The organism is Bacillus halotolerans (assembly GCF_001517105.1).
In the GTDB taxonomy this organism is placed as follows: Bacteria; Bacillota; Bacilli; order Bacillales; family Bacillaceae; genus Bacillus; species Bacillus halotolerans.
This window is the reverse complement of record NZ_LPVF01000009.1, coordinates 472617-488779: the sequence shown is the minus strand read 5'-3', so window position 1 is coordinate 488779 and position 16163 is coordinate 472617. Positions and strand designations below refer to the sequence as shown.

Here is a 16163-nt window from a genome sequence, read left to right as displayed (position 1 = left end):
ATCAGTTTAATAGAGGAAGGGTAAAAGTAATACCCTCGCTCAAAAAAGCCCTTCTCATATGAGTTGGGCTTTTTAAATAATCCATATTTTCTTTTCTTCATCCCATGAAAGAGTTCCTTTGCGGATTAGGCTTTTTGTGGCATCCCGTATTTCCTGTTCGCTTTTCCCAGTCTTTCTTTTCAGTTCGGGAAGAGTTGGATTCTTTCCGTATAGACGCATATTAACAAAGATTTGATATAACTTGTGCTCAAAATCAGTCACACAATATCAACTCCTAGAGCTAGGTACATCGAAAAAACAATTGTAAGTATTAGTTGGTTTTGTCATAAAATAGACCAGTTATTAGTGGTCCTCCATTTTCAGCTTTTTCCTTCTGAACTGATCCATAAAGAATAATGGTTTGGTTCTCCTTTAACTTTGTAGGGAATAGCGCAAAAACATTATAAATACCATACCCATTTTTCTCTTTAGATGAAATAATAAATTTTCCTCCAGCTTCGGCATTTTCGATTGCAGAAACTTCTCCTTTGATACGAACTATTTTATCTGGAGGGTCCTCAACATTGATTTTTTTGAAATCAGCATCTTCAGCTTCTTTTCTAATCTGTTGCTGCTTTTCCTCAGTTGAAATATCGCCCAGTCCATCTTGCTGAGAGGTGCTCGAGGTAACGGATTTTTTCTCAGTTGGCGAATTATCTGATTGAGCCATATAAGTAAATCCACAGATGGATAGTAATAAGCTTATTGGCAATATCCATATTCCTTTTTTTCTTGTTTTTTTGAAGAATAAAAAAATTACCCCAGTTACGATACCAATTGCAGATAATATCGAGAGAAATCCCATAAATAAAATCATAAAAACCTCCAGTTGTTTAAAGATCTAACATTTTCATTTTAAAACGAAATGAGTGTAATTTTCTATCCTAAACAGAGGATTAGTCAGGATAACATTTTGGAACCGAAAACAAAAGCGAAACTTGAAGCGAAATTGAAGTAATAAAAAAGCCTCTCATATAATGAGGGGCTCTAAATTGCAATTCTTTTGACTTAATTGTCCCATTCTTCATCTTCTTCCCAGTTGTCTTTCATTCGTTGAAGCTTATCGAAGAAAAATTCAATAAAATTATCCGCAACAACTTCTTGGTAACCAATTACTCTATCCCACGTAAATACAGGACATTCTTCATTATTCATCTTATTGGTATCTAGACAATATGCAAAGTAATCAACATCCTCTATTACAACAAGTCCTTTGGTTAACTTATAGTGTTCTTGATACTCGTTGGTATATTCAACAACTGATGGGCCTCCAAAATCATAGCCAAGAATATCAATTCCATAAACTCCACCAGAACCATAGTTCCTCAGAAACCATTTATAGCTCTCTGGAAGTTTCACTTTAAGATCTTGTTCTATTTTAGAGATTTTGTCCTCTCCAATTCCTCCTGTGAAATCTTTATCTTTTGCATTTTCATCTAAAAACTGTTCCACTTGCGTGTATAGTTCCATTTTTACCAACCTCTCTTACTCTGTATATTGAGTGGCTCTCCATTTCCAATATCTCGCTCTAAAATATTCATATTGAACTTTCAATTCTGGATCATTTCTAAAACTCTCTCCATCAGTTTTAAGTTTATGTATGACCTCACTATATTTTGTGTGTAAACTGTTTGGAATTTCAACAATATTTCCAGGTTCTTCCTGAATTAAATGGTGCAAATTGATTTTTGTACCGTCTTTGGCTAGAGGTGCCTTACCGTCTTTCATTAATTCAAGGTTTGTTCGACCTTTACGATCTTTTTGATTAATATCGATATCTTTCATTGTATAAACTCTTCGGCTTACATCTTTGATATTTCCTTTTACTTTTACCTTGCCCTTAACCTCATAAGCACCATACTTTTCTTTATTTAACCAAGGGACATTTACTTTCTGACCTGTAAATGGCTTTCTTGTTTCATCTAATTTTTTAGCAAGCTGAAGCAGCCTGTCTTTTGCGCTCACATCATTGATGACATTATAAGGCATGCCGCCTGCTACAACAACATCTTCTTGCATGACAAACGGTTTGATTGCTGTTAGTGGATCAGGAGTTTCATCCAGTTTTTTAGACGCTTTTTTAACTGCTGCTTTTCCGGCTGTTTTCACTCCAATTTTAGCAACTGAACCAGCACCTTTTAAACCAAAGATGTTTACTGCTGCATATGTAAACCAGTGAGCCTTTGATTCTGTGTCTCCGTTCTTTACATCTCTAACATAGGAGGTTATTATTGCATCTTTAATTGAATTAAACGTGGAATCATAGTGATAAACTGCAACTGCAGAATTAATAAACATGTCGACAGGATGATTATGTGCCATATAGTCTAATGTTTCAGCTGTCATATCATAAAGAGCTGTAACAGTACCTTTGGCTCCGGCCATCAACTCACGTGTGTTTTCAATCTGTGTGAAATATCTTTGCTGATCCTCTGTTAGGTTATCGTAACCAATAGTTTTAGCCATTGAATAGAATTCATCTGCATCAGCATAGTCGTAATTTTTCAGTCTTTCTTTCAGCTTTTCGATTTCTTGTTCTTTTTCTTCCTTCTTCTTAATTGTCAAATAAGCTTCAGTATGTTTTTCAATATCGCCTTTTTTCTTATGTATGTCACTTTCTCTGTACGCTTTGGCGTTATAGTGAATCGGTGTGGCGTTTTTCCCTTTGCCTGTTGATTCCTGCAGCTTTTTAAAATCTTGCTGAATGAATTGTTCGTTTGGTTCTGTTAGTGCATATTCAGTTGTTAATTCATCATCTACTTCCCCAATTTTATCAATTGTTTTTTTTTCGTTTCTTATCTGCACTTGCAAGTTCATCTTTAAAGTTTTCAGTTGAAAACAAATCAAGTGGTAGGATCTCGTCAATATCGTTCAGAATGTCCTTCATTGCTTTCTTCTGCTCGGACATAATAGCCTTTGATTTTTTATATGCATTTGCAAGTTCATGCTCTAAAAAGGACTCCTCGACGTATGCATCTGACAAGCTGGCTTCCTCTACAACTCCAGAGATACTTGTAAGGAAAGCAATTTTCATGTCAATCAGATCGATCCATTGGTCTGTAACACCGACATGATCATGATAAAATGCTTTAATGTTGTCTGCGCCCTTACCTGAAAACTCGCTGTCATCTAGGTTTGCTACGTCTTTAAATGCTTTTCTGAGCTTAACCATTTGTGATCTGAGTTCCTTGTACTCTTTTGCACGTTTATCCGCTTCAGAAAGTAATGACTTTGCTTCAAATACCTTCATACCATTCTCCTTTTTTCTGACACTCAATACTCAAAATTTTACCATAGTTTAGGAGAGTTAACGGCTTTAAGATCGGACAAATACCGGAAATCCTCAAATAGAAGTAGTTATTTTTACTCAATTCATTTGTCCGAAAAAGGACATTTCCTTATAATCGATATACAAGACCTAGGTGATCTGTTCTTTCGCATCCTAAAAATTAGGCATATTATCCCTTGAGTTTAATTGCGTCATCACGAAAGCAGAATTGCGCTATGTCGAAAATTTTTTCTATATATTACATTTAATGTTAAAGTTGTGTTAACATTTGTTTGATAATTTAGAATTTTGACAGAAAGAGGGGTTTATTATGAGTAAACTTGCTTCTGAATATGTTGCTAATTTCTTAAATGAATGGTATATGGCCATAAAACAGCAGAATGTTGAGGCTGCTGAAAAATATTTTAAAGAAGTCAGATCTTTATTTGATGACATGGAAGAAGATCAGGAAGTATTAATGTATTATTCTCTACTTGAAGAGAGACATAAAATGATGATGTATCAAGTAAAAGGAACAGACTTTCCAAAGCATTCATACTTCAACAAAAGACATGCGAGAGAAATTCAAAAAACAGATAACATGATAGAGTACTATTTCTTTTTGTTTGAAGCGTTATACGAATCCTATAATCGAAACTTCGAGAATGCCATAAGCTTATTTAAAATTACTGAGAAAAAGCTATCCATTATTCCTGATGAAATTGAAGCTGCCGAATTTCATTCTAAAGTGGCCTCAATGTACATGATGCTCCGTCAGAGTATTGTTTCATTAAATTATATAAACAACGCACTTAACATTTATAAAGGGAATGAAAATTACAAAAGAAAGTACGCAACAGCACTGATGGTTGTTGGAACTAACTATACAGATCTAGGACAATTCGATAAAGCTGAAGAAGCTTACTTCCAAGCCATTAGAATTTCAAAAGAGCTTGATGATAAATTTTTCGAAGCTCAAATCCATCACAATCTTAGTATTACATACTCAGCAGCAAACAGATCCCAAGACTGTCTCAACGCTCTGAGAAAAGCCATAAGAAATAAAGAGTGGAGACAATCAGTTTATTACATTAACTCTCTTTACATGGCTACCAAAGAGTTATTCCTCATGGATCAAAAAGATAAAGCTGTATATTATTACAAAAAAGGACAGGAAAATTTAACCCAGAAAGAGAATAAAGTGTATGAGGCTAAAATAAACATCATTTATGCACTTCTTCAAGATAATCAAAACGAAACCATTGAGGAATGTGGGAGTTTCATTCATTTCCTTCAAGAAAAGAATGACTTAGACAGTGTTCTTGATCTTTCCTTGATTATCTCTCAGTACTGCGAGGAGAAAGAATGTTATAAGGATGCTCTTGAATTTTCTAAGCGAGCTATTTTAGCCGAAAAGAAAATGAGGCAGTTGGAGGGAATAGGATGAAGAGATTAATACTTCGTGTGTCTGTTACAGCTATTATCTTAAGTGGGTTAGCTGCTGGCGCTAGTTTGTTTACTCAGTCAGACATTCAATTTAGTGAAAAACCAGTCGGAACTGATATTCAAATCGCAGAGAGACCAGTTGGAACTTGATAAAAAGTGAGGGGCATAACATGACAAAAGGCGTTAAAATAACATTGTGGAGCATCCTAGCCGTATTCATCGTGTTAGCAATAATAGGAGTTGTATCTTATTATCAGACCCCGTCAGCGTAAAAAAGCAGATCTCTAAAAAGCAGCCCTATAATGGGCTTTTTTGTATTAGATAAGCATTTAGGCTATTAAGTGTGAGGTGAAAAAGATGAGCAAGGAGATAAATACAAAAGAACTTGATGAGGAACTAAAAAGAGTACTCAAAATGTTTGATGATGTATTAGAGGTTTATGAACAGCATGACGGCGAACCTAGCATTAAACCTGGTGTAACTTGCCCTTCATGTCAAAAAAAATCAACTAATTATGTTTGTAACTGGAATGGGAACAAGCATGTACACTTTATTTGTGAATGTGGCCATCGAGTATACCAATAAAAAAGTTATTATATGAAAGGGGAGAAGCGTCCGTCCAAAATTTTTTATGCCTCCAAACCTCCCCCAAACCTCCCCCAAATAATTATGGAAGAATACACAATTCTACATAGCAGAATATAAAAGAAAAACCCTAGAAACGTTGATTTATCAAGGTTTCTAGGGTTTAGGTGAATGCTCTTTAAAGAGCACTTCAATTAACGAGAGTAGAACTCAACGATAAGCGCTTCGTTAATTTCCGGAGCAAGTTCAGAACGCTCTGGAAGACGAGTGAATGTACCTTCAAGCTTTTCAGCGTCGAAAGTAAGGTATTCAGGAACGAAGTTGTTTACTTCAACAGATTCTTTGATGATAGAAAGGTTTCTTGATTTTTCGCGAACACCGATTGTTTGACCAGCTTTTACTTGGTAAGACGGGATGTCAACGCGGCTTCCGTCTACAGTAATGTGGCCATGGTTAACCAATTGGCGAGCTTGACGGCGAGTACGCGCTAAACCTAGCTTGTACACAACGTTATCAAGACGAGAATCTAAAAGAATCATGAAGTTTTCGCCGTGTTTACCAGTCATTTTTGCAGCTTTGTCAAACAATGTGCGGAATTGACGTTCGTTTACACCGTACATGTGACGAAGCTTTTGCTTTTCTTGCAATTGCAAACCGTATTCTGATAATTTTTTACGTTGTCCTGGGCCGTGTGGACCTGGAGCGTAAGGGCGTTTTTCTAATTCTTTTCCTGTTCCGCTAAGAGAGATTCCTAGACGGCGGGACAGTTTCCAAGATGGACCTGTATAGCGAGCCATAATGTGACTCCTCCTTTGGTTTTATTTTTGTGGAAAATAAAAACCGTCTGTTCTATTCGACCATGAACATTTTGTTTTCATGTATCCTCGCTCCAGCAGCAGAGAGTTACACGATACACCTTATTGATAAGGAACAAAATGAAAACATAGAAGCTGAACAAAAAGGCTGCAATATTTCACACAAAGGTCATTATATAATTTATTTGTTTTGAAGTCAACCATTCATCCATTATCGCTTTGCTGTTTATGATATAATAAACAAAAATTAGTGGTAAACTTTTTAGGTGATAAAACATGATAGAACAAACAAAAGATCAATTACCCGCCTTTCGTTATCATATGCTCGATTTTTTATTAACCAAATCTGTAAAGGTCTCATTCACCGACTCTCTTATATGGCTGACATCGGCTATTCAAACATATTTTCCATCACTTTGCGTATCCCTTATACCGTCTCCATCTGATCGCATGGCACAAATGACAGAGGATGAAGTGCATTTTTCTGCATCGAAAATAAATGCTTCATTTTATGTTATCGAGGATCATGTCTCCGGCAGGAGCTTTCATTTAACATGCAGGCAGGACGGAGTGTTTCCGGAAGAGCTTCCGGATTTGATTTCTTCTTTTTTGAATCAGTCAATGAAACAGGAAAGAATTTATATCAAAACAATCTATCAAAAAAAGATATACAAGATGACAGAACTGTTCCATTCGCTGCTCGATCAGACGGAAGTGTTAAAGAAGCTTCTTGAAAGCTTACACACCACGTTTCCCCTGTTTCAATTTTCTCTGTTTATTTCTCATGATCAGGACCAATGTATAGGTGTTCCTGCAAAGGAACTGTATATGGAAGAGGAAGATGCCGATTCCTTTGCGCTTAAAGTCTATCTATCCGGGGACATTTTGCGGAAAAATGAAACGGTCGCTTACATTCCAATTAAAGGGCAGCAGGGAACGTACGGCGTTCTGATGGCAGGTGGGGCGGGAGACAGTCCTCTTACCGACGTGTACCTTGATGAAATGTCACTGATAGCAAATGCCGCGGGAAAGGCGTTTGAAAATGCCCAGCTCTATGAACAATCCAAAACAAGTATTGCAAACTTGGAATTAATTAATGAAACATCGCGCCGTCTCAACCAGCGGCTGACGCTGACGGATACGATGAACGATCTTGCTGTGAGAATGGCTGAATCATTTCATGCTGAAGAAGTGGGCTTTTTCCATATTGACCATTTTGAACAGCAGACACTGCTTCCCGGGAGCACAGCATTTTTTAAAGAAACGAAGTCGTCTGATATATATAATGAAATAAAAGAAAAACTGTACGAAGGAGAGAATGGCGTTTTTATCGGAAATGGACAGTCTGTGTTTGGAAAAGCCGGATACGGTTCACTTATGGCTGTTCCGATGATGGAGAATGACCAGCTCCTGGGATTCGCCGTTTTGCTGAAAAAGGAAATGTACGCTTTTACATTTGAAATGTACAAGCTGTTCCAAGCGCTGATTCATCATGCAACGCTGGCTGTGACCAATTCGATGCTTCGCGACCGCCTTGAGCATCTGGTGAAAACGGATCAGCTGACAGAGCTGTATTCAAGAGTCTATTTAGATGAAAAAATCCAATACAGCATGAAAATTCATCAAAAAGGCGTTTTTATTCTTGTTGATATTGATAATTTTAAAAATGTAAATGATACGTACGGACATCAGACAGGGGACGAGATTTTAATACAAGTCGCTTCCGTTATCAAAAGCAATATCCGAAAGCATGATGTCGGTGCCCGCTGGGGGGGCGAGGAGCTGGCGGTTTACCTTCCGAATGTGACGGTAGCTGTAGGGAAACGGATTACCGAAAGGCTTGTTTGTGCGGTGAGAAAAAGCACGAAGCCTGAGGTGACGATTTCATGCGGAATCTCCTGCTGGGACTCAGAATCGAAAAAATCCTTGAAGGAGCTTGTTCACGAGGCCGACGAAGCGCTTTACACCGCGAAACGAAACGGGAAAAACCGTTTGATGATTCACGAGTCGATAAAATGAAAAAAGCCCAAAACGCTACATGTTTTGGGCTTTTGTTGTATGGCTCTACACTAAAGCTTTTTCAAGGATTTCTGCAAATTGCGTAAGATACTTTTCATCGATCTCATCAAAGCGGTTTTTGACAGGGCTGTCAATGTCCAAAACGCCGACTAGGTTTCCGTTTACATGAATCGGAAGCACAATTTCTGATTGAGATGCTGCATCACAGGCGATATGTCCCGGAAATGCGTTTACATCCGCAACTCGCTCCACTTTTCCGTTTGCATATGCTGTTCCGCAAACGCCTTTGCCGAAAGGAATACGGACACATGCCGGCAGACCTTGGAACGGCCCTAACACAAGCTGTTCTTCCCCTTCTTTAGCAAAATAGAAACCGGCCCAGTTGACCTCAGGCAATGAATGATAAAGCAGTGCTGACGCATTTGCGTAGTTTGCAATTTGATCTGTTTCATCTTCTGTTATGGCTTCAAGCTGTTTGAGCAGAAGCTGATAGTCTTTTTCTTTATCTCCAGATTGTTGTTCGACATGAAACATGGAAAACCCTCACTTTTTCTATAATATAAAACAAAATCCCGGCTTTTCTGCCGGCATTTGTCGATAAGTTCTTACAGGAACAGCCGGTCTCCGCCTTGAATTTGTAACAAGAGGAAGGAGTGAGCCGGTATGAAAGTAAGCACCAAAGACAAAATTATTGAATCTGCTGTCATGCTCTTTAACCAAAAAGGATTTTCTGGCACATCTGTCCGTGAAATTGCAAAGTCAGCTGATGTAAATGTTGCGCACATCTCCTACTATTTTAAAGGCAAAGGAGGTTTGATGGAACACTTAGTTTCAGAGTTCTACGAAGGCTACAATAAAACACTTGAAACAGCGGCAGGCAACATCTCTTTTCAAAGCACGCAGGAACAGCTTCTCCAATTGGTTTTCGATATTTTATCCTATCAGCATAACAATCGTCAATTAACTCGGTTTGTCTACCGGGAAGTCACCATTGATTCGACTTTAATAAGGGAAATTATGTCGACGTACCTGATGAAGGAAAAGTATATCTTCCAGCTGATTATTGAGGAAGGAGAAAAACAGCGAGAACATTTAACGCTGCCGCTGCCTCATTTTATTCTTCAATTAAAATCTCTCTTGATGATGCCCTATCTCCAGCCTCAATATATTTCAGAAGTGCTCTATATGCAGCCGCACGAGCCATACTTTTATAAAATGTATTTTGAAGAAATCAAGATTTGGATCAGAAGCGTATTCCGGACAGGAGACATGCGGTCACAAATTAGCGCAGTTCAGTAAATTTCTCATACGCGTATCCGACATCACCCGCTTGATGGGCATCAGACCCGAATACAAGCGGGATGTTTTTTTGCTTCGCCTCCTCAATCATCCAATCCTCCAGATAAATATTCCCCGCGTATGTTTTTCTCAGACCTGATGTATTAAAGTCGAGCTCCATTCCGTTTTCCTTAACAGCGTTCAGGCACTCAGAAGCAAGTCTGCGAATATGATCGGACATTTTATAAGGAAACAGCCTGATGAATTTTTTAACGAGTGTGATGTGGCCGACTCTTTTTGGCTTATAGGCGCCGAGAGATGCTACAATAGAAGAATAAATGCTGCGGTAATAGAGTTCATATACAGCTTCGATGCTTCCGCACTCTGAGATCAGCTTTTTAAATGTATGCTCATCATAGTCGAGGCACAGATAAGATGAGCCCGTGCGCAAAAAATGAACGGATAAGATGCTGTCATCTAAAAATGGGCCGTATGTATTCAGGAACGATTTGATTTCATCTTCGTATTCAGCAATATAATCGACCTCAAGCCCGGTCTGTATGTCAAGCTGTCCGCGATATTCTTTTTTTAATCCGGAAATTTCATTAATGTAGCGTTCCAAAGAGGCTTGCGCCATCGCGCTGTCTTTTTGCGGTGTCGGATCGGTAAAAGAGGGAGGTAAAGGAGCGTGCTCTGTAAACGTAATTGATTGAAAGCCTTTTTTTATCGCTTCCTCCGCATATTGTCTGAGTGTGTCTGTTGTTCCGTGAGGGCAAAATGGTGTGTGAATATGTCCGTCTCGCTTTAGCATTGGTGTCACCCCGTGAAAAAATAGTCAAATCCTGCCGATTTTGCACAAAAAGTTTTTGATTTCTGGTCAAAAAATGTTGGTTACATGGTATCATAATAACAATGAAAACGACAGTTTTTCTCAATACATATCCTGAAATCTTTCTGAATAAATAAAACACCCTGACAGATTAAGGTTAACAGCAAGGGGGCTCATTATGGAGTTTGTCATTGGATTATTAATTGTACTGCTCGCGCTGTTTGCGGCGGGCTACTTTTTCAGGAAAAAAATCTACACGGAAATTGATCGTTTGGAATCTTGGAAGATTGAAATTCTCAATCGATCGATAGTGGAAGAAATGTCCAAAATTAAACATCTGAAAATGACGGGGCAGACAGAAGAGTTCTTTGAGAAATGGCGTGAAGAATGGGATGAGATTGTCACTGCCCATATGCCGAAAGTTGAAGAGCTCCTTTATGATGCCGAAGAATGCGCGGACAAATACCGGTTTAAAAAAGCCAATCAAGTGCTCGTTCATATCGACGATCTCCTGACAGCGGCGGAATCGAACATTGAAAAGATACTCCGGGAAATCAGCAATCTCGTCACAAGTGAAGAAAAGAGCCGCGAAGAGATTGAACAGGTAAGAGAACGCTACTCAAAGTCCCGAAAAAACCTGCTGGCATACAGCCACCTTTACGGAGAGCTTTATGACAGCCTTGAAGCAGATCTTGACGAGATTTGGAGCGGGATCAAACAGTTTGAAGAAGAGACAGAGGGCGGGAACTATATTACTGCAAGAAAAGTTCTCCTTGAGCAGGACCGCAATCTAGAACGGCTTCAGTCGTACATAGATGATGTGCCGAAACTGTTAGCCGACTGCAAGCAGACGCTGCCGGGCCAGATTGCAAAGCTCAAAGACGGATATCGCGAAATGAAAGAGAAAGGGTATAAGCTTGAGCATATCCAGATTGATAAGGAACTGGAAAACCTGTCAAATCAGCTGAAACGGGCAGAACATGTTTTGATGACTGAGCTGGATATTGATGAAGCGTCTGCCATACTGCAGCTCATAGACGAAAATATTCAATCTGTTTACCAGCAGCTCGAGGGTGAAGTTGAAGCAGGCCAATCTGTGTTAAGCAAAATGCCTGAGCTGATCATTGCTTACGATAAGCTGAAAGAAGAGAAGGAGCAGACAAAGGCGGAAACTGAACTGGTGAAGGAAAGCTACAGACTGACAGCTGGTGAGCTAGGCAAACAGCAGGCCTTTGAAAAGCGTATTGATGAAGTCGGCAAGCTGCTAGCGTCAGTAAAAGATAAGCTGGATGCAGAGCATGTCGCCTACTCTCTTTTAGTTGAAGAGGTCGAATCAATTGAGAAGCAGATTGAAAAAGTGAAAAAAGACCATACGGATTACCGTGAAAAGCTGCAGGCTCTTAGAAAAGAAGAACTGCAGGCGAGAGAGACACTTGGCAATCTGAAAAAAACAATTTCTGAAACAGCAAGACTGCTGAAGACAAGCAACATCCCGGGCATCCCGAGTCATATTCAAGAGATGCTGGAAAACGCGCATCATCACATTCAAGAAACGGTCAATCAATTAAACGAAATTCCTTTAAATATGGAAGAGGCCGGAGCCCATCTGAAACAAGCAGAAGATATCGTGAACAGGGCAAGCCGGGAATCAGAGGAACTGGTAGAGCAGGTTATGCTGATTGAAAAAATCATTCAGTTCGGAAACCGATTCAGAAGCCAGAACCATATTTTATCTGAACAGCTGAAAGAAGCGGAAAGACGGTTTTACGCTTATGATTATGAAGAATCCTATGAAATTGCGGCTGCAGCTGTAGAGAAAGCTGCGCCAGGTGCTGTGAAAAAAATAAAAGCTGATTTATCCGCTTAAATTCAGATCGTAAAAAGAGCCCGCAGTTTATGAGCGGGCTCTTTTTCATTAAAAAAACGCCTGCGCAGTAACGCAGGCGACCATAACATTAACTTATTTCTTTAAGCTGTTGTTTGGATGTACCGATGAAAAAGGTAAGAATATAGCCGATAATGGCGGCGATGATTCCAGGAATCACCCAGCCGATGCCAAGGCTGTATAGCGGCAGATTCTCATTTAAAAACGTATTTAGAGCTCCGAGCGAAAAGCCGGCTGCTTTTATTCCGTCTAAAATACTGAATAACCCTGTACCGATTAAGCATGCAATGTAAACTTCACGTCTTTCTTTAAAGAGCTTATCAATAAATGAAAGAACGATAATGACAATGGCAAGCGGATAAATAGCTGATAAAATAGGAACTGAAAAAGCGATAATTTGAGCAAGCCCGAAATTAGAAATCATCAGGCTGAATAAAGTGACGATGGTAACGACAACTTTATATGATAACGCAGGGATAAGCTTTGAAAAATATGTGCCGCAAGAAGTGACAAGCCCAACGCTTGTGGTTAAACACGCGACTGTGATAGCTGATCCGAGTACGATATTTCCTAATGAACCGAATAAATAATGGGACGATGCTGATAAAATTTTAGCTCCTTCACCAACAGGCCCGATTGCGTTTGTGCTTGTTGCACCCAGGTAGGCAAGAGAAACATAAATGAATGTCAGCCCTAATGCAGCAATTATTCCGGCTTTAATACAAGCTGCCGCAAGAGCTTTTGATTGTGTAACGCCTCTGCTTTTCACAGCATTTACAACGACAACACCAAATACGATTGAAGCAAGCGCGTCCATTGTTTTGTAGCCTTCCAAAAATCCTTTAAATACCGGTGTTCCTTTATATGCTTCCGTTACTGCACCTAAACCGCCCATTGGCGTGATAATCGCTTTGAGAACAATCACTAAAATAATTGTGAATTTAATTGGAGTAAGAATTTTTCCGATTCGATCCACGACTTTAGTTGGGTTTAGCGCTAAATAGTAAGTAATGCCGAAAAAGATGAGTGTAAAAATTAATAAAGACAGTCTTTCAGGAACGCCAGCCAGAAACGGAACCGCACCAATTTCATAAGAAACGGTTCCTGTTCTCGGGATGGCGAATAATGGTCCGATTGATAAATAAAGCACAACAGTAAATACTGTACCGAATGCAGGGTGAGCTTTATCAGCAAGTCCTTTAGCATCCTTGCCGGTTAATGCGATAGCGATAATTCCGAGAAGCGGCAGGCCTACCCCGGTCAGTAAAAATCCGCCGATGGCTTTCCAGACATTGTGTCCGGCTGCTTGTCCAAGTTCCGGCGGATAAATCATATTTCCTGCTCCAAAGAATAGCGCAAATAGCATGAAACCAATAATAATGGTATCTTTGACAGGCAGTGAGTGTTTCATGAAAAAAATCCTCCTAATAATTATGTTAAAATATTCAGTCAATTAATTGTCAGATAATATGACGAAACGAACAAATCTTATTATATGGTAAAAAAAATTAGAAGTCAATACTAGCTTTTTGTAATTTTCTATTAAATTTTGTTATGGTAACATAAATATCATACCTTGTACCGCTTTCATAAAGGAGTAAAAAAAGATGATATATTTAGATAATAGTTCAACGACCAAACCGCATAATGAAGTCTTGAACGTTTATGAACAGACTAGCAGCCGATATTTTGGCAATCCTTCATCTTTGCACCGATATGGAGCCGAAACGGAACAGCTGCTTCAGGCAGCCAAAAATCAAATAAAAAGAGCCTTGGGCCTAAAGAATTATGATATTGTATTTACGTCAGGTGCTACAGAAGCTAATAATGTGGCTTTAAAAGGAGCCGCTTTGTCAAAGATAAAAACAGGCAAACATATCATTGCCACTTCTATCGAACATCCGTCCGTTACTGAATCTTTGGAGCAGCTGACAGAGCTATTCGGGTTTGAAGTAACTTATCTTTCAGTAAATGAAGATGGATTTGTGTCCATTAAGGAACTGAAAGATGCGATTCGGCCGGATACCGTGCTTGTCAGCATGATGCATGTGAACAATGAAGTTGGCTCCGTGCAGCCGATTGAAGAGGCCGGGGAAGTGCTGAAGCAGTATCCGAACATTCTGTTTCACGTTGATTATGTGCAAGGCATCTTTAAAGTTCCCTTGGCGATCGAGAATGCCGGCATTGATCTTTGTTCCATATCCGGCCATAAATTCCACGGACTGAAGGGGACAGGTGCACTTTTAGTAAAGGAAGGAACGCGTCTTATCCCGCTGATAACAGGCGGCTCTCAGCAAAAAGGCATACGTGCAGGAACCGAGCATACAGCAGGTGCGGTTTCACTGGCCAAAGCCATCAATCTTGCGGCTAATGATTATCATCATCACCTTGAAAGAATGGAGGCCGCAAAGGAATTGTTTATGGAAAGGCTGAGTGATTCAGACGGTGTTGTCTTAAATACGCCTCAATTCAATAGCGCTCCGCATATCATTAATTTCTCTGTGCCGGGCATAAAAGCGGAGGTGCTTTTGCACATGCTGGAGGAAAAGGATATATTCGTTTCAACAACATCAGCCTGCTCGGCAAAGGAACATAAACCGAGCAAAGTTCTGTTACAGATGGGCAAGGGAGAGCAGATCGCCGGAAGCAGCATCAGAATCAGCTTAAACTACAGCCAGACAAGCGATGTGACAGAGCCATTTATGAACGCGCTTGTGCCTGGCATCAAAAAACTAAAAAAAATGATGAGGTAGAACATGAATTACGATCATATATTAATTCGTTTTGGGGAGATATCAACCAAAGGAAAGAACAGAAAAAGCTTTATTGAACGTTTAAAGCAAAACGTCAGGCTTGTCCTGAAAGACTATCCGACATTAAAATACTTTTCTAATCGGGATCGTATGACGATTACATTAAATGGAGTGGACCCTGAGGCTCTTTTTCCACACTTGAAACAGGTGTTTGGCATTCAAAGCTTCAGTCTGGCCATTAAGTGTGAGAGCCGCCTTGATGATATTAAGACAACTGCCCTGCAGGCGATCAAGGATCAATATCAGCCTGGTGATACGTTTAAAGTCGAAACGAAGAGAGCGTATAAACAGTTTGAATTAGATACGAATGAAATGAACGCTGAAATCGGCGGCCATATTTTGCGAAATACAGAAGGGCTGACAGTTGATGTCCGCAATCCAGACATACCGCTCAGAATTGAAATCAGGGAGGAAGCAACCTTTTTGACAATTCGCAATGAAAAAGGCGCCGGCGGACTTCCTGTCGGTTCAGCGGGGAAAGCGATGCTGATGCTTTCCGGCGGTTTTGACAGCCCGGTAGCCGGTTTTTACGCAATGAAAAGAGGACTCTCAGTAGAAGCTGTCCATTTCTTCAGCCCGCCATACACAAGCGAACGTGCGAAACAAAAAGTGATGGACTTAGCGAAGTGTCTGTCTCGCTTCGGAGGAAGCATGACGCTTCATATCGTCCCGTTTACAAAGACGCAAGAGCTGATTCAAAAACAAATTCCTGAAAACTATACGATGACGGCAACCCGCCGCTTAATGCTTCAAATTGCCGACAGAATCAGAGAAAAAAGAAACGGGCTCGCGATTATTACGGGGGAAAGCCTCGGACAGGTAGCGAGCCAGACGCTTGAAAGCATGTACGCGATTAATGCGGTTACGTCTACACCTATTCTGCGTCCGTTAATCGCCATGGATAAAACAGAAATCATCGAAATATCACGGGAAATCGGCACATACGAAACAAGCATCCAGCCATTTGAAGATTGCTGCACGATCTTTACGCCGCCAAGCCCGAAAACACGCCCGAAAAAAGAAAAAATCGAACACTTTGAGAGCTTTGTGGATTTTGAACCGCTGATTCAAGAGGCGGTTGATCACATTGAAACAATGACACTATATAGCGAACAAGAAGCAAACGACAAATTCGCAGAACTCTTTTAACGAAGAGCCGGCTCCTGTATACAATTACCAAAGATTT

The 16163-nt window shown here is 39.9% G+C and carries 14 protein-coding genes and 1 pseudogene; 7 read left to right on the top strand and 8 right to left on the bottom strand.

The features are described from left to right. Nucleotides 1-72: 72 nt before the first annotated feature. The 4 genes and pseudogenes from AU387_RS10115 to AU387_RS22200 all read right to left on the bottom strand — a co-directional run bounded on the left by AU387_RS10115 (nucleotide 73) and on the right by AU387_RS22200 (nucleotide 3289). The gene (locus AU387_RS10115; RefSeq protein ID WP_059291838.1) at nucleotides 73-261 is read right to left on the bottom strand and encodes a hypothetical protein; all 189 of its coding nucleotides are present in this window, start codon (nucleotides 259-261) and stop codon (nucleotides 73-75) included. Between the two features lie 49 nt (nucleotides 262-310). Continuing rightward, on the bottom strand, nucleotides 311-856 hold the full coding sequence (locus AU387_RS10110) for a hypothetical protein (protein WP_059335596.1): 546 nt from the start codon (nucleotides 854-856) through the stop codon (nucleotides 311-313). 191 nt (nucleotides 857-1047) lie between these two features. After that, complete coding sequence (locus AU387_RS10105) at nucleotides 1048-1509, bottom strand: SMI1/KNR4 family protein (protein WP_059291840.1); 462 nt, start codon at nucleotides 1507-1509, stop codon at nucleotides 1048-1050. A gap of 15 nt (nucleotides 1510-1524) precedes the next feature. Further along, nucleotides 1525-3289 (bottom strand): annotated as a pseudogene (locus AU387_RS22200) (T7SS effector LXG polymorphic toxin). Between the two features lie 349 nt (nucleotides 3290-3638). Here AU387_RS22200 and AU387_RS10095 point away from each other — a divergent pair. Beyond that, a complete protein-coding gene (locus AU387_RS10095) occupies nucleotides 3639-4754 on the top strand; it encodes a Rap family tetratricopeptide repeat protein (protein ID WP_059335595.1) in 1116 nt (371 codons plus the stop codon). Beyond that, nucleotides 4751-4903: a PhrK family phosphatase-inhibitory pheromone gene (locus tag AU387_RS21760; protein ID WP_014479495.1), complete on the top strand. Its 153-nt coding sequence runs from the start codon at nucleotides 4751-4753 to the stop codon at nucleotides 4901-4903. Before AU387_RS10095 ends, AU387_RS21760 begins: the two co-directional genes overlap by 4 nt. 629 nt (nucleotides 4904-5532) lie before the next feature. On the opposite strand, the gene rpsD is transcribed toward AU387_RS21760, so the two are convergent. After that, nucleotides 5533-6135 carry a 30S ribosomal protein S4 gene (gene rpsD, locus AU387_RS10085; protein WP_024122504.1) on the bottom strand — a complete coding sequence of 201 codons (603 nt, stop codon included), beginning with the start codon at nucleotides 6133-6135 and terminating at the stop codon, nucleotides 5533-5535. 294 nt (nucleotides 6136-6429) lie between these two features. Here rpsD and AU387_RS10080 point away from each other — a divergent pair, with 294 nt between their 5' ends. Next, entirely contained in the window at nucleotides 6430-8172 is a 1743-nt protein-coding gene (locus AU387_RS10080) for a diguanylate cyclase domain-containing protein (RefSeq protein ID WP_059335594.1), read from the top strand. 45 nt (nucleotides 8173-8217) lie between these two features. Here the strand turns inward: AU387_RS10080 and AU387_RS10075 are convergent, their stop codons facing one another. Then, the gene (locus tag AU387_RS10075) at nucleotides 8218-8706 is read right to left on the bottom strand and encodes a GAF domain-containing protein (RefSeq protein ID WP_059335593.1); all 489 of its coding nucleotides are present in this window, start codon (nucleotides 8704-8706) and stop codon (nucleotides 8218-8220) included. 129 nt (nucleotides 8707-8835) lie between these two features. Between AU387_RS10075 and refZ the strand changes: the two genes are divergently transcribed. After that, nucleotides 8836-9471: a transcriptional regulator RefZ gene (gene refZ / locus AU387_RS10070; protein ID WP_010335311.1), complete on the top strand. Its 636-nt coding sequence runs from the start codon at nucleotides 8836-8838 to the stop codon at nucleotides 9469-9471. Here refZ and hisJ read toward each other — a convergent pair. Continuing rightward, on the bottom strand, nucleotides 9455-10261 hold the full coding sequence (gene hisJ / locus AU387_RS10065; protein WP_059335592.1) for a histidinol-phosphatase HisJ: 807 nt from the start codon (nucleotides 10259-10261) through the stop codon (nucleotides 9455-9457). The genes refZ and hisJ overlap by 17 nt on opposite strands. 196 nt (nucleotides 10262-10457) lie before the next feature. Between hisJ and ezrA the strand changes: the two genes are divergently transcribed. Further along, nucleotides 10458-12146, top strand: a complete 1689-nt coding sequence (ezrA, locus tag AU387_RS10060; RefSeq protein ID WP_059335591.1) for a septation ring formation regulator EzrA — start codon at nucleotides 10458-10460, stop codon at nucleotides 12144-12146. An 88-nt stretch (nucleotides 12147-12234) separates the two neighbouring features. Here ezrA and brnQ read toward each other — a convergent pair whose 3' ends face one another. After that, nucleotides 12235-13575 carry a branched-chain amino acid transport system II carrier protein gene (gene brnQ / locus AU387_RS10055; RefSeq protein WP_024122500.1) on the bottom strand — a complete coding sequence of 447 codons (1341 nt, stop codon included), beginning with the start codon at nucleotides 13573-13575 and terminating at the stop codon, nucleotides 12235-12237. A 196-nt stretch (nucleotides 13576-13771) separates the two neighbouring features. Here brnQ and AU387_RS10050 point away from each other — a divergent pair, with 196 nt between their 5' ends. Next, complete coding sequence (locus AU387_RS10050) at nucleotides 13772-14917, top strand: cysteine desulfurase family protein (protein WP_059335590.1); 1146 nt, start codon at nucleotides 13772-13774, stop codon at nucleotides 14915-14917. A gap of 3 nt (nucleotides 14918-14920) precedes the next feature. Further along, the gene (gene thiI / locus AU387_RS10045) at nucleotides 14921-16126 is read left to right on the top strand and encodes a tRNA uracil 4-sulfurtransferase ThiI (protein ID WP_059335589.1); all 1206 of its coding nucleotides are present in this window, start codon (nucleotides 14921-14923) and stop codon (nucleotides 16124-16126) included. The last annotated feature ends 37 nt before the right edge of the window (nucleotides 16127-16163 follow it).

Bases quoted from the DNA above. Each gene is read 5' to 3' on its own strand.
- AU387_RS10110 (WP_059335596.1), bottom strand. From the start codon at position 856: ATGATTTTATTTATGGGATTTCTCTCGATATTATCTGCAATTGGTATC.
- AU387_RS10105 (WP_059291840.1), bottom strand. From the start codon at position 1,509: ATGGAACTATACACGCAAGTGGAACAGTTTTTAGATGAAAATGCAAAA.
- AU387_RS10095 (WP_059335595.1), top strand. From the start codon at position 3,639: ATGAGTAAACTTGCTTCTGAATATGTTGCTAATTTCTTAAATGAATGG.
- AU387_RS21760 (WP_014479495.1), top strand. From the start codon at position 4,751: ATGAAGAGATTAATACTTCGTGTGTCTGTTACAGCTATTATCTTAAGT.
- rpsD (WP_024122504.1), bottom strand. From the start codon at position 6,135: ATGGCTCGCTATACAGGTCCATCTTGGAAACTGTCCCGCCGTCTAGGA.
- AU387_RS10080 (WP_059335594.1), top strand. From the start codon at position 6,430: ATGATAGAACAAACAAAAGATCAATTACCCGCCTTTCGTTATCATATG.
- AU387_RS10075 (WP_059335593.1), bottom strand. From the start codon at position 8,706: ATGTTTCATGTCGAACAACAATCTGGAGATAAAGAAAAAGACTATCAG.
- refZ (WP_010335311.1), top strand. From the start codon at position 8,836: ATGAAAGTAAGCACCAAAGACAAAATTATTGAATCTGCTGTCATGCTC.
- hisJ (WP_059335592.1), bottom strand. From the start codon at position 10,261: ATGCTAAAGCGAGACGGACATATTCACACACCATTTTGCCCTCACGGA.
- ezrA (WP_059335591.1), top strand. From the start codon at position 10,458: ATGGAGTTTGTCATTGGATTATTAATTGTACTGCTCGCGCTGTTTGCG.
- brnQ (WP_024122500.1), bottom strand. From the start codon at position 13,575: ATGAAACACTCACTGCCTGTCAAAGATACCATTATTATTGGTTTCATG.
- AU387_RS10050 (WP_059335590.1), top strand. From the start codon at position 13,772: ATGATATATTTAGATAATAGTTCAACGACCAAACCGCATAATGAAGTC.
- thiI (WP_059335589.1), top strand. From the start codon at position 14,921: ATGAATTACGATCATATATTAATTCGTTTTGGGGAGATATCAACCAAA.